At 75.0% G+C, this 12,466-nt stretch carries 10 protein-coding genes; 3 read left to right on the forward strand and 7 right to left on the reverse strand.

All coding sequences use genetic code 11. The features are described 5' to 3' along the window. Positions 1 to 76: 76 nt before the first annotated feature. Together IAG43_RS31800 and IAG43_RS31805 are read left to right on the forward strand one after the other, a co-directional pair. Positions 77 to 2,323, forward strand: a complete 2,247-nt coding sequence (locus IAG43_RS31800) for a PTS fructose transporter subunit IIABC (RefSeq protein ID WP_187744087.1) — start codon at positions 77 to 79, stop codon at positions 2,321 to 2,323. 227 nt (positions 2,324 to 2,550) lie between these two features. Beyond that, a complete protein-coding gene (locus tag IAG43_RS31805; RefSeq protein ID WP_187744088.1) occupies positions 2,551 to 2,817 on the forward strand; it encodes a WhiB family transcriptional regulator in 267 nt (88 codons plus the stop codon). Between the two features lie 211 nt (positions 2,818 to 3,028). Here IAG43_RS31805 and ppk2 read toward each other — a convergent pair whose 3' ends face one another. From ppk2 to IAG43_RS31830, 5 genes are all read right to left on the reverse strand, one after another. Beyond that, positions 3,029 to 4,015: a polyphosphate kinase 2 gene (ppk2, locus tag IAG43_RS31810; RefSeq protein WP_246574813.1), complete on the reverse strand. Its 987-nt coding sequence runs from the start codon at positions 4,013 to 4,015 to the stop codon at positions 3,029 to 3,031. 124 nt (positions 4,016 to 4,139) lie between these two features. Next, on the reverse strand, positions 4,140 to 4,457 hold the full coding sequence (locus IAG43_RS31815; RefSeq protein ID WP_187744089.1) for a hypothetical protein: 318 nt from the start codon (positions 4,455 to 4,457) through the stop codon (positions 4,140 to 4,142). A 43-nt stretch (positions 4,458 to 4,500) separates the two neighbouring features. Further along, complete coding sequence (locus tag IAG43_RS31820) at positions 4,501 to 6,570, reverse strand: SpoIIE family protein phosphatase (protein ID WP_246574662.1); 2,070 nt, start codon at positions 6,568 to 6,570, stop codon at positions 4,501 to 4,503. Positions 6,571 to 6,677: 107 nt separating this feature from the next. After that, positions 6,678 to 8,681, reverse strand: a complete 2,004-nt coding sequence (locus IAG43_RS31825) for a SpoIIE family protein phosphatase (protein WP_187744090.1) — start codon at positions 8,679 to 8,681, stop codon at positions 6,678 to 6,680. Positions 8,682 to 8,898: 217 nt separating this feature from the next. After that, entirely contained in the window at positions 8,899 to 9,246 is a 348-nt protein-coding gene (locus IAG43_RS31830; RefSeq protein ID WP_187744091.1) for a hypothetical protein, read from the reverse strand. A 161-nt stretch (positions 9,247 to 9,407) separates the two neighbouring features. Between IAG43_RS31830 and IAG43_RS31835 the strand changes: the two genes are divergently transcribed. Continuing rightward, a complete protein-coding gene (locus tag IAG43_RS31835; RefSeq protein ID WP_187744092.1) occupies positions 9,408 to 9,728 on the forward strand; it encodes a GNAT family N-acetyltransferase in 321 nt (106 codons plus the stop codon). A 66-nt stretch (positions 9,729 to 9,794) separates the two neighbouring features. Here IAG43_RS31835 and IAG43_RS31840 read toward each other — a convergent pair whose 3' ends face one another. Together IAG43_RS31840 and IAG43_RS31845 are read right to left on the reverse strand one after the other, a co-directional pair. Next, complete coding sequence (locus IAG43_RS31840) at positions 9,795 to 11,063, reverse strand: cytochrome P450 (RefSeq protein WP_187744093.1); 1,269 nt, start codon at positions 11,061 to 11,063, stop codon at positions 9,795 to 9,797. A 355-nt stretch (positions 11,064 to 11,418) separates the two neighbouring features. Further along, the gene (locus tag IAG43_RS31845) at positions 11,419 to 12,447 is read right to left on the reverse strand and encodes a LacI family DNA-binding transcriptional regulator (RefSeq protein WP_187744094.1); all 1,029 of its coding nucleotides are present in this window, start codon (positions 12,445 to 12,447) and stop codon (positions 11,419 to 11,421) included. Positions 12,448 to 12,466: the final 19 nt, after the last annotated feature.

Below are 12,466 nucleotides of genomic sequence, written 5' to 3' on the forward strand. Positions count from 1 at the left end.
GCGCCCGCCCGGTGCCCGCGCTCCCGCCCCAGGCCCCCGCCGCCGCCGAGGCGGTCCGCCCGCAAGGAGCAGCGCGATGAGCGAGCTGATCACCCCGGACCTCGTCGACCTCGGCCTGTCGGCCGGCACCAAACAGGCCGCCGCCCGGTCCCTCGCCGAACGGATGGCCGCCGCCGGACGCGTCACCGACCTCGAAGGCTTCCTCGCGGACGTCGCCGCGCGGGAGGCACAGATGCCCACCGGCCTCGACGGCGGCATCGGCATCCCGCACTGCCGCAGCGCCCATGTCACCGAGCCGACACTCGCCTTCGGCCGCAGCGCGCGGGGCATCGACTTCGGCGCCCCCGACGGGCCCGCCGACCTGATCTTCCTCATCGCGGCCCCGGCCGGTGCCGACGACGCCCATCTGACGATCCTGTCGGCCCTCGCCCGCCGCCTGACGGACCCCGGCTTCACCGCCGCCCTCCGGGCCGCCGCGGACCCCTCCGCCACCGCCGCCGTCATCCGCGGCGACGCGGCCCCCGGCGGAGCCGCGACCACCGCCCCGCAGACCGCCGCACCCGCTCCCGGCACGGACCCGGCGCAGGTACGGGGTGCCGGTGCCGGGGACGTCCCGGCCGGCCCCGGAGAGCCCCGGGCCGCGGTGGGGTGCAGTGCTGCGGCCGGTCCTCCGGTCGGGCCCGCTTCCGCGAGCCGCGCCGCGCAGGCCGCCGGGGACGGTTCCGCTGCCGGGAACACGGCACCCGCCACTCCCGCCACTCCCGTCCGTCCCGCCGACGCCGCAGGAGCCCCCGCCCCGGACCCTGCCCCCGCCTCCCGCGACGCGTCCCCCGCCGATCCCGCCCCGGGGGCACGGCCGTTCAGGATCGTGGCCGTCACCTCGTGCCCCACTGGCATCGCGCACACCTACATGGCAGCGGAGGCGCTGCGGCGGGCCGGCGAGGCCGAACGGGTGGAGGTCGTGGTCGAGACGCAGGGGTCGGCCGGGTTCACCCGGCTCGCCCCGGCGGTCGTCGCCGCGGCGGACGGGGTGATCCTCGCCCACGACGTCGAGGTCCGCGAACGGGCCCGGTTCGCCGGGAAGCCCACCGTCGACGTGGGCGTCAAGGCCGCGATCAGCCGCCCCGGCGCGCTCATCGCCGAGGTGCGTGCCAAGGCGGCCGGCGGCCCCGCCCCCGCCGCACCGGACGCCCCGACCGCCGGCACTTCGCCGGGCGGCGGCCGTTTCGGCACCCGGCTCCGCACCTGGCTGATGACGGGGGTGAGCCACATGGTCCCGTTCGTCGCGGCCGGCGGCCTCCTCATCGCCCTCGCGTTCGCCGTCGGCGGCTACGGGATCGCCGACGCGCCCTCGGTCGCCGAGCACTTCCTGTGGACCGAGGGGGCGAGCTGGGCGGCGCTGATGTACCAGACCGGTGGCGCCGCCTTCGCGTTCCTGGTGCCGGTTCTCGCCGGGTACATCGCGTACGGCATGGCCGACCGGCCGGGGCTCGTGCCCGGGTTCGTCGGCGGTGCCGTGTCCCTCACCATCGAGGCCGGGTTCCTGGGCGGGCTCGCCGCCGGTCTGATCGCCGGGGCCGTGGTCCTCGCGATCCAGCGGGTTCCCGTGCCCGAGGTGCTGCGCGGGATCATGCCGGTGGTGGTCATCCCGCTGCTCTCCGCGGCGGTGGTCGGATTCCTGATGTTCGTCGTCGTCGGCAAGCCGATCGCCGCGCTCCAGCGGGCCATGACCGACTGGCTGGGCGGCCTGTCCGGCGGCAACGCCGTCCTGCTCGGCGCGCTCCTCGGCCTGATGATGTGCTTCGATCTCGGCGGCCCGGTCAACAAGGTGGCCTACGCCTTCGCCGTCGGCGGGCTCGCGGCCCCCACCGAGGGCAGCCTGAAGGTCATGGCGGCGGTGATGGCCGCGGGCATGGTCCCGCCGCTGGGCATGGCCCTGGCGACGGCCGTGCGCGGCCGGCTCTTCAGCAAGGCGGAGCGCGAGAACGGCAAGGCCGCCTGGGTGCTCGGCGCCTCGTTCATCAGCGAGGGCGCCATCCCGTTCGCCGCGGCCGACCCGCTGAGGGTCATCCCGTCGGCGATGGCGGGCGGCGCCGTCGCCGGTGCCCTGTCGATGGCGTTCGAGGCGACCCTGCGGGCTCCTCACGGCGGTGTGTTCGTCGTGCCGCTGATCGGCAGCCCCTGGCTGTACCTGGTGGCCGTCGCCGCGGGCACCGTGGTCACCGCCTCGCTGGTCGTCCTGCTCAAGAGCCGCCGCCCGCCGGTGGATCCGGCCCCCGCCGCACCGGCGGACGGCCGCCCGCAGGCGGCCGTCTCCGCCTGACCTGCGTCCCGCCCGCCGCGCGCCCCGCGCCCGGCACCGCCGGCTCCGGGGACGGGACGGCCGACGACGGGGCCCGGCGACCGGGCCGGGCGCCGGCGCGATGCGGACGAGAATCATCCGGATCGGCCGTCGCGTGTTTGAGGTCCGCCGCAACGGTCACGCGAGAAGGAGCGCACCACGAGGATGAATCGACAGCACGACGTCAACTGCCAAGGGAGTGAAGTCATATGACCGACTGGCGCATCGAGGCCGCGTGCCGGGACGTCGACCCGGAACTGTTCTTCCCCGTCGGCACCGGAGGTCCCGCCCTGCTCCAGATCAAGGCGGCCAAGCAGATCTGCGAGGGCTGTCCCGTCCGGGAGAGCTGCCTGGACTGGGCCGTCCAGGCGCACCAGGACTTCGGTGTGTGGGGCGGACTCGACGAGAACGAGCGCCGTGCCCTGCGGCGCAGGGAGGCCCGGCGCGCGAAGTCCGCGGGACAGGCGTCCCGTTGAGACGCGGGCGCAGACGCACGGCCGGCGACACGGGAGCGGCCGCCCCGGGACGAAGGTCCGGAGGCGGCCGCTCCCGTGACGGCCTCCGCCGCACCGGCAGCACCCCCCGGCGGCTCGGAGCCCTGCGACTCCGCGCCGGGCGGCACCGATGGCGCCCCCCGGCGGCTCGGCGCCGTGCGACTCCCCGCCGCGCAGGGACACAGCGGACCGCTCAGCGGCCGTCCGTCCGGGACGACGGCGGCTCCGGATGCTCCCCGGGATGGCCGAGCGCACGGTTCGCCAGCGGCGTCGGCGACAGCGACGTGCTCTCCTCGCCCGGCTCCAGCAGGGTGTCCGCGGGCCCGACGATGAGCGGGTCCGGCCGGCCCACCACCGCGGCGTCCTTGCTCGTGTAGTCGAGCCGCCACAGCAGGCTCCTCATGGCCTCCAGACGCCCCCGCTTCTTGTCGTTGTTCTTCACCACCGTCCAGGGCGCGTACGGGGTGTCGGTCGCCCGGAACATGTCGACCTTGGCCTGCGTGTAGGCATCCCACAGGTCCAGCGACGCCAGGTCCGTCGGCGACAGCTTCCACTGCCGCACGGGGTCCACCTGACGGATCGCGAAGCGGGTGCGCTGTTCCGCCCGGGACACCGAGAACCAGTACTTCACCAGCACGATCCCGTCGTCCGTCAGCAACTCCTCGAACAGCGGCGCCTGGCGCAGGAACGTCAGGTACTGCTCGTCCGTGCAGAAGCCCATCACCCGCTCCACACCGGCCCGGTTGTACCAGGACCGGTCGAAGAACACGATCTCGCCGGCGGACGGCAGGTGGGACACGTACCTCTGGAAGTACCACTGGCCCGACTCGCGGTCGGTCGGCTTCTCCAGTGCCACCACCCGTGCGCCACGGGGGTTGAGCCGCTCGGTGAACCGCTGGATCGTGCCGCCCTTGCCGGCCGCGTCCCGGCCCTCGCAGACGACGACGAGCCGCTGTCCGGTGTCCTTCACCCACTTCTGCATCTTCAGGAGCTCGATCTGCAGCAGGCGCTTCTCCGCTTCGTACTCCCGGCGCCTCACCTTGCGGTCGTAGGGGTAGTTCTCCCGCCAGGTGCGGATCGGCTCGCCCTGCTCGTCCAGCAGGACCGGGCGTCCGGCCTGCCTGCTGTCCACCGTCAGCCCGTCGAGCAGTTCGCTGTCGTCCGTCAGCCCGTCGGGCAGTTCGTTGTCGTCGCCGGGGCCGCTGTCGTCGCGGGGGGTCTGCGCGTCTTCTTCCGTCACGACGTCATCTCTACCTCACCCGCGCCCGGCCCGGGGCAGCACCCGCGGTCCCGGGAGGGGCGTTTCAGAACGGCGGCTCGGCGGAGCCGGTGATCAGCAGCACGCCGGTGCCGAAGAAGCGGCGGTTCACCACGAACGACGCCGCCCGGCCGTCCGGCATCCGCACACTGCGGTCCTCGGCCTCCATGACCTTCCACGCGGCGCTCTCGCCGCCCGCCACGTCGATGCTGCCGTTCCAGTCCGTCAGCCCCTCCGCGATGTCCGCGGCCCGTTCGGCGGCGCTCTCCCGCCGGTCGTCCTCGGCCCACGAGTGCAGCTCGGCGACCGCCGCGTACTCGACGCCGTCCGCGGTCACCGTCACATCGCCCTGGAAGTCGGCCATGCCTCCAGTGTGCGCCCACCCGTCGCGGCGCGCGGCCCGCGGCTCAGACCGGCAGCGGGACCTCGGCCCAGATCGTCTTGCCCTGCTTCGTGTACCGGGTGCCCCAGGCGGAGGCGAGCTGGGAGACGATGAACAGTCCGCGGCCGCCCTCGTCGACGGTCTGCGCGTGCCGCAGATGCGGGGCGCTCGGGCTGGTGTCGTTGACCTCGCAGGTCAGGGAGGCCGTCCGGATCAGCCGCAGGCTCACGGGTGCGGTGCCGTACCGCACCGCGTTCGTCACCAGCTCGCTGACGACCAGCTCCATGGTGTGGACGGTGTCGTCCGGCAGGCCCCATGCCGCCAGCTGCCCGCGGGCCAGCGCCCGCGCGGCCGCGGGGTCGCGCAGGTCGTGGGCGAGCTCCCAGGTCGCCTGGTGCTCGGAGGCGAAGGAGCCGGTCCGTGCGAGCAGGACCACGGCGCCGTCGAGTTCGGGGGCGGGGAAGTTGTACACCAGGGCGTCGCAGAGTGCGCGCAGCGGACGGTCCTGCGGGTTCAGCACCTCGCTCAGCGGCCGTGTGCCCGGCTTGTCGAGAAGACCCCGGCTGCCGCTGTACAGCACGAGGATCGAGCCCGGCTCCAGCACGGTGGACAGCGTGCCGAACGGCGCGAGGTCCGGCGAGGCCAGCGGCGGTCCCTCGGGCACGTTCAGCGTGCCGGTGTCTCCGCCGGGGCTCACGACCACCGGTACGGGGTGGCCGGCGCGGGCCATCGTGCAGCGGCGGGTGAAGGGGTCGTACACCGCGTAGAGGCAGGCCGCCTCCAGCCGCTCGGGAACCCGGTCGCCCGCCGGCCGGGAGGTGCGCTCACGGGCCAGGACACGCGCGGTGTCGTTCAGGCGTGCCAGCAGTTCGTCGGGTTCCAGATCGAGGGCGGCCAGGGTCTGCACGGCGGTGCGCAGCTGTCCCATCACCGCCGCCGTCTGGATGCCGTGGCCCTTCACCTCCCCGGTGACCAGCGCGGTCCGCGCGCCCGACAGCGGGATGGTGTCGAACCAGCAGCCGCTGTTGCGCCCCGGCAGATAGGCGTGGACGGCCTCCACGGAGACCAGGGCGCGGGACTCGGCGTCCGGGGGGAGCAGCCGGCGCTGCACGGTGGAGGCGATCGTGTGCTCCCGCTGGTAGCGGCTCGCGTTGTCGATGGACACGGCGGTGTGCGCGGCGAGCGTCGTCGCGAAGCCCAGGTCCTCCTCGCGGTACGCGGGACTGCCGCCGCTGCGGTACAGGCTGAGCAGCCCGAGCACCGTCCCGCGCAGCGTCAGGGGAAGCACGATCAGCGAGTGGGAGCCGTACTCCGCCACGGAGCGGGCGCGTGCGGGGTCACCGGCCAGCCACGCGCTGTCCGGCCGCACATCCAGCAGCCGGGGGCGCAGGTCGGAGAGGGCCAGGCTGAACGGGGAGGGGTGCGGCATGCCGCGCACGTCGCCCACGGGGTGGGCGGGCCCGCCTTCGTCGGGGCCCGCGAAGGCGGTGCGCCGCAGCGGGGTGTCCCGTCCGAGCGGCCCGGTCGGCGCCTCCGCACCCCGCAGCACCTCGTCCACGATCTCGACCACCGCGATGTCCGCGAACCCCGGCACGACCGCCTGCACCAGGTCCTCGCAGGTGGTGGCCAGATCCAGTGACTGACCCACCCGTTCCCGCACCGCGTCCAGCGACCGTGCGCGGGCCCTCGCGGACTCCCGCTCGGTGACGTCGGCGACGATGACGGCCACACCGGTCGGCGGTCCGGTCCGGTCGCCGAGCGGGTGGCAGGACATCGCGTACGTCCGTGCGGCGCCCTGTGGAGCCGCCGCGGCCCGGTCCCCGCGCAGGACGCGGTGGAGGTGCACCCGCCGCCGCAGCACCTCGGAGAGCAGGCCCTCGACCTCCTGCGCGTCGCCGGCGGGCCGGACGTCGGCGAAGCGCAGGCCGAGGAGCGGATCCCCGTCCCCGTCGGCCTCGGCGCCGGCGTCGTCCGTTCCCCCGCCCGACACGGTGGTGCGGACGATGCGCAGGGTGTCGTCGAGCATGTACAGCCGGGCGTCGCCCCCGTTCGAGAGGGCGTCCAGCAGCACGGTGTCGAGGGGGTCCTCGGTCACATCTCCACCGCCCTCCGGCGCAGGGGTCACGGTTCAGCCCGACCGGTGGCCCAACCTAGTGCCGCTGTCCGCCGAGCGCCTGTCGACAGCTTCCGTCCCGCACGGTCTCAGGCCGTGCGGCGGACGGCGAGCAGGGCCACGTCGTCGATGCGGCCCGGGTCGTCGCGGAGTGTCAGGAAGTCCGTGAGGGCGGTCAGGTCGATGTCCCCGGCGCCCCGGCTCCAGTCGAGGATGCCGTCCATCATGGTGCGCACACCGACGTCGATGTCGGTGTCCCTGCGCTCGACGAGGCCGTCGGTGAACAGCAGCAGGGTGTCGCGCGGATCGAGCACGGACCTGGTCGTCGGGTACCGCGCCCCGGGGTCCACCCCGAGCGGCGGGCCGCCGGCCAGCTCCACCTCGCCGATGCTCTCCGGGCGCACCCGCAGCGGCAGGGGATGCCCCGCCCGCGCGCCGGTCAGCACACCGTCGCCCGGACTGAGGACGAGGTAGGCACAGGTGGCGAAGCGGTCGGTGTCCAGGTCGCACAGCACGCGGTTGACCTTGCCGAGCAGGGCGCCGGGCGCCAGGCCCGACTCGGCGCACGCCCGCAGCGCCACCCTCAGCTGTCCCATCACCGCCGACGCGTGGGCGTCGTGGCCCTGCACGTCCCCGATCACCAGGGCGGCGGTGCCGTCGTCCAGCGGCAGGACGTCGTACCAGTCGCCGCCGACACGCATCCCTCGGGTGCCGGGCAGGTAGCGGTACTGGGCGCTGAGGCTCGGCAGCACCGGCAGCCGGCGCGGCAGCATCGCCTGCTGCAGGTCGGTGGCCAGCTGGTGCTGCGTGTCGAACAGCCGTGCGCGTTCGAGGGTCTGGGTCAGGATCACGGCCACGGCCGTGAAGAAGGTGCGCTCCGCGGCGTCGAACAGCCGGGGGCCGGCGAAGGAGATCAGGCACGCGCCCGTGGCGTGGTCGGCCGAGCCCAGCGACAGGACGACCCACGAGCGCGACGGCAGTTCGCCGACGAGCGCGAGGCCCGGCACCCCGTACTCGGAGTGACGCGCCAGGTCCTCGATGAACAGCGGCTCCTCCTGGGTCGCCGCGAACGCCATCACCTCTTCCGCGGGCACCCGCAGATGCTGCAGCGCGGGGGCGATCCGGCTCTCCCCGACGATCTCCATGTGGCCGCTCTCCACGATGCCGAGCAGCAGGTTCTCCGCCCCGAGGGCGGGCCGGGCGAGATCCGTCATCACCCGGGCCACGTCCTCCACCGTGACCGCCTTGGACAGCGCCCGGGTCAGCGTGAAGAGCAGGGAGTTGCGGGACCGTTCGGCCCGGGTGCCCGCGGCACGGCCGTTCGCCGGGAGGTCGGCGCCGGCCTCGTAGACCACCCCGAGGGCCCGCGCCGGGCGGCCCTGGTCGTCGAGGAGGACCCGCCCGCACTCGGTGACGTGGTGCACGCTGTCGTCGGGGTGGACGACCCGGTACTGGAGCCGGTAGCGGCCCGGATCACCGGTGGCGCCCGCGGCCACGGGGGTGATGGCGGCCTCCGTGACCTGCGCGATCGCGGCCTGGAGCACGGGGACGTCCTCCGGGTGCAGCAGGGCGAAGAAGGTGTCGCCGCGGCCGTCGAAGGCCTGGGGGTCCACCCCGTAGACCGCGCAGGTGCGTTCGTCCCAGAAGACGTTGTCGGCCGAGAAGTCCCAGGCGAAGACGCCCGCCGCGGCGGCTTCCAGCGCGGCCGCCACCGGGTCGGTCCGGGCCGCGTTCCACAGTCCGAGGGCGCAGGCCTCGGCGAGCAGGGCGAGTCCTTCCGGGACGGCGCCGCCGGGCGCGGCGCCCGGGTGTTCCAGCCCGGCCGCGAGCGCCCCGCAGACCTGGTCCTCGACGGTCAGCGGCACCACCAGGGACGGACCGTCCGCGCCGTCCACCAGCCGGGGCGTCCCGGTGCGCAGGACCTCCACGGCCGCCGACGCGAGGGCGTCGTCGGCCGGGACGTCGCAGGGCACGGTCACCAGCGCCGTCCCGCGGGTCACGAGCAGGCGGGTGCGCCCGGCGGGCAGGCCGCCCTCGGCGGTCAGCGCGCCGAACATCTCCAGGGGGTCCCGGGCACGCAGCACGCGTGTCATCCGGCGCATGAGGTCCGACGGGTCCGCCATGTGCGTGCCCTGCCCTTTCGCCACCGGATGCTGAACAGCAGACGGTGCGAATTCTACATAAGGGGCATATCGCCGCAGTCGCCGCAGGGGGGACCGGGCCGTCCCGGCGCGCGCCCGGACACCTCTGTCCGGTGCGCGCCCGGGTCGCACGGGCGTCCTGCCCCGTCTCCGCCGCGCGGGCAGCGGGTCAGACGGCCGGCGACGGCGCGTCCGCGCCGAGCTCCCAGGCGTGGCGCTTGAACTCCGGCAGGAAGTCCGGATGGTCCTCCCAGTTGCGGGCCGCTGTGCGCAGCACGTCCCAGTTGTGCTCCAGCGCCTGGTCGACGACGGCGCGGGTGGCCGGGTCGGCGTCCTCGCGGCCGTTCGCGACACCCCTGACGGCCGCGGCGGCGCGCACGGTGTTCAGCAGCGCGCGCAGGGCGCGCGAGGTGTCGTCCATCCCGAAACCGTGCTCGCTGCCGGTCTCCGCGTCGAACAGCGGCCGCAGCCGCGCCTCGAGGAAGGCGCTGATGCGCTCGAAGTGCTGGATGTCCATGGTGCTCCGTCTTCCGGCACGGGCGCCGTGCGCCCGCCGTCGCGACCCGTGCCCTGCCGGCCGGACTCCGGGGCGCGTCGCGCTCGGCGACCCGCATGGGCCATGATGCTGCACGGCGCCCCGGTGATCATCGACGGGGCACGCGAACAGCAGGAGGAACCATGGACATCCGTGTCGGCGACAGTCCCGAACGGTCGCGCTTCGAGATCTTCGCGGACGAGGAGCAGGCGGGCTTCGCCGAGTACCACCGGTACGAGGACGAGATCGCGTTCATCCACACCGAGATCGACGCCCGGTTCGAGGGCCGGGGGCTCGCCGGCCGGCTCGCGCGGGAGGCCCTTGACACGGCCCGCGCGCAGGGCCTGACCGTGCTGCCCTACTGCCCGTTCTTCCGGGGCTGGATCGCCAAGCACCCCGAGTACGCCGACCTCGTGCCCGTCGCGCAGCACGCGCGCTTCGGGCTGACGGCCGCTCAGGCCTGACAGCCGGCCGGGCCGGCGGGTCCGGGCCGCGCGGAAGGCCGGCCGGACCCGTCGCCCGACGCCGTGTCAGGCCGGGGCGCCGGTCACCGGCGTCCCGGACCGGACGTCCAGCCGCAGCGGCGCCCGGAACGAGAGCAGCCCCAGCATCTTGGCGCCGCCGTCCGCCAGGGTCAGGCCGGGCAGCCGGCGGGCGGCCGCGCGCAGGGCGACCGCCGCCTCGGTGCGCGCCAGGGAGGCGCCGGGGCAGCGGTGCCTCCCGGCGCCGAACGCCAGATGGTGACGGACCCCGGGCCGGTGGGGGCACATCCGCGCGGGGTCGGGGAAGACCTCCGGGTCCGAGCCGCTGCCCATGAGCATCAGCAGCAGCTGCGCCCCCGCCGGCACCGGGGTGCCGCCCACGACGGCGGGCCGGGCAGCGACCCTGCGCCACGTGGTGACCGGCGGCTCCCGGCGCAGCACCTCCTCCACCCAGCCCTCGGCCGTACCGTCCTCGTGCGCGAGCCGCGGCCACAGTCCCGGCTCGTCGAGGGCGCGCCGCAGCACCGTGGAGATCAGCTGACCGGTGGTGGACTGCCCGGCCACGAAGACGAAGAAGCAGGCGGCGACGGCGGTGGCCGTGCCGACCGGCTCGCCGTCCGGTCCCCGGTGCCGGGTGAGGGCGCCCGCGAAGGTGTCCGGAGCCGACTCCCGCGCGTCGCGCACGACCGACGCCAGCCACTGGTGGAACGCGCCCGCGAGGGCGGCGAGTTCGAGCTGGCGCTCCGGCGAGGGGCGGCCCCAGAACAGTTCCAGGGACGCGTCGCTCCAGCGGATCAGGGTGGCCGGGTCGATGCCAGTGATGCCGAGCAGCTCCATCAGCACGCGGCACGGGAGCACTTGGGCGAACCCGGTGAACAGCTCGCAGGCGCCGGTCGCGCGCAGACGTCGCGCGGCCGACTCCAGGAGCTCGTCGCCGATCCGCTCGATCACGGGCACCGCGGCCGCGACCCGGTCGGCGTTGAAGAACCGGGTCACCACGCGGCGCAGTCCCGGGTGGCTGTCCGTCCCGTTGTCGGCCAGCGCGGGCGGCATGGTGAACCCGGCCCCGGCGAGGACGCGCAGCGCGCCCGTGGAGAGACGGGTGACGGCCCGCTGGGCGTTGTCGGGGCGGAAGGCGGCGGTGTCGAGCAGCACCTGACGGATGTCCGCGTGCCGGCTGACCAGCCAGAGCCCGGTGCCGGGATCGCGGTGCACGGGGGATGCGGTGCGCAGGGAGTCCAGCCACGGGTGGGGGTCGTGGACGAAGTCGTCGCCGAACAGGTCGAGCGTGCCGAGCGCGTCGCTGAGATCTGGCATACCTGGTCCGGTCGGGGCGGGGACGACGGGGAGGCCGTCCCGTCCGGCCCGCCGGCCGGCGGCGGGAAGCCGCGCGCAGACGCTAACACGGCCCGCGCACGGCGGGTGTGGGCCGCGTCACCACCCACGGCCGCCATGGCCGTACGGCCGATCGGCGGCCGTTCCGTACGGGGTGGAGCCGGGTCCGGCCGCACGGAGGTGCGGGGCACGGTGGAGGCGAAGGCCGGGAGCCCGCGGCGGCGGGCGTGCCCGCCCGCGCGGGCCGCTCCGGATGCGGGCCGGGAACGCGTCCCGCGTCCCGGGCGCGGGCGGCCCGAACCCCCGCCGCCGCCCGCATCCGCGGACCGCCCCGCCGTCAGGCGGACTCGCGGCGGACCAGCTCGGTGGGGAGGATCACGGCGGCCGGGTCCTCGCCGCCGATCCGCGCCATCAGCATGCGCACCATCTCCTTGCTGATCCGGTCGAACGGCTGGCGGATCGTGGTGAGCCGGGGCGCAGCGGCCAGCGCCGCCGGCGAGTCGTCGAAACCTCCGACGGCCACGTCCCCGGGCACCGACCGCCCGGCGCGGGCGAGCGCGTCGAGGACGCCGTCGGCCATCAGATCGGACGCGACGAACACGGCGTCGATGTCCGGGGCGCGCTCCAGCAGCTGCTCCGCGGCCCGGCCGCCGCTCGCCCTGCTGTAGTCGCCGGCCGCGATCAGCGCCTCGTCGACGGGCAGACCGCACTCGGCGAGCGTCTCGCGGTAGCCGGCCAGCCGCTCGACCCCGCCCGGCGTGTCCGGGGGACCGGACACGGTGGCGATCCGGCGGCGCCCCGACTCGTACAGGAAGCGCACCATCTGCCGCGCCCCGTCGCGGTCGTCGGCCGCGACGTAGCTGATGCGCGCCTGCTGCCCGATCGGCTTGCCGCAGGCGACGACCGGGATGCCCGCCGCGTCCAGCTCGCCCGCCACCGGGTCGCCCGAGTGGCTGGAGACCAGCAGGACCCCGTCCACGTGCCCGGCCTGGATGTAGCGGAGGTTCCGCCGCCGTTCGTCCTCGTTGCCGGCGATCATCAGCAGCAGCGGGATGTCCTGCGAGGCGAGCTCCTGGGTGCAGGACCGCAGCAGCACGTTGAAGTTGGGATCCTCGAAGAACCGCTCCTGCGGCTCGGTGAGCAGGAAGGCCACCGAGTCGGACCGTCCGGTGATCAGCGAGCGCGCGTGCCGGTTGACCACGTACCCGGTCCGGCGGATCGCGTTGTTCACGGCCGTCTGCGCCGCGGGGCTGACGTAGTGCCCGCCGTTGAGGACGCGTGAGACGGTGCCGCGCGACACCCCGGCCTCGCGTGCCACGTCGTGGATCGTGACCGGCCGGCGTCTGCCCTCTGGGCCGCGGTTCATGGTGCTTCCCCTCGTTCCC

This window comes from Streptomyces genisteinicus, assembly GCF_014489615.1.
GTDB classification, from domain to species: Bacteria; Actinomycetota; Actinomycetes; order Streptomycetales; family Streptomycetaceae; genus Streptomyces; species Streptomyces genisteinicus.

Excerpts from the sequence above, each read along its gene's own strand:
- IAG43_RS31815 (WP_187744089.1), bottom strand. The coding sequence starts at position 4,457 with ATGGCCGACTTCCAGGGCGATGTGACGGTGACCGCGGACGGCGTCGAG.
- IAG43_RS31830 (WP_187744091.1), bottom strand. The coding sequence starts at position 9,246 with ATGGACATCCAGCACTTCGAGCGCATCAGCGCCTTCCTCGAGGCGCGG.
- IAG43_RS31845 (WP_187744094.1), bottom strand. The coding sequence starts at position 12,447 with ATGAACCGCGGCCCAGAGGGCAGACGCCGGCCGGTCACGATCCACGAC.
- IAG43_RS31835 (WP_187744092.1), top strand. The coding sequence starts at position 9,408 with ATGGACATCCGTGTCGGCGACAGTCCCGAACGGTCGCGCTTCGAGATC.
- IAG43_RS31800 (WP_187744087.1), top strand. The coding sequence starts at position 77 with ATGAGCGAGCTGATCACCCCGGACCTCGTCGACCTCGGCCTGTCGGCC.
- IAG43_RS31840 (WP_187744093.1), bottom strand. The coding sequence starts at position 11,063 with ATGCCAGATCTCAGCGACGCGCTCGGCACGCTCGACCTGTTCGGCGAC.
- IAG43_RS31825 (WP_187744090.1), bottom strand. The coding sequence starts at position 8,681 with ATGACACGCGTGCTGCGTGCCCGGGACCCCCTGGAGATGTTCGGCGCG.
- IAG43_RS31805 (WP_187744088.1), top strand. The coding sequence starts at position 2,551 with ATGACCGACTGGCGCATCGAGGCCGCGTGCCGGGACGTCGACCCGGAA.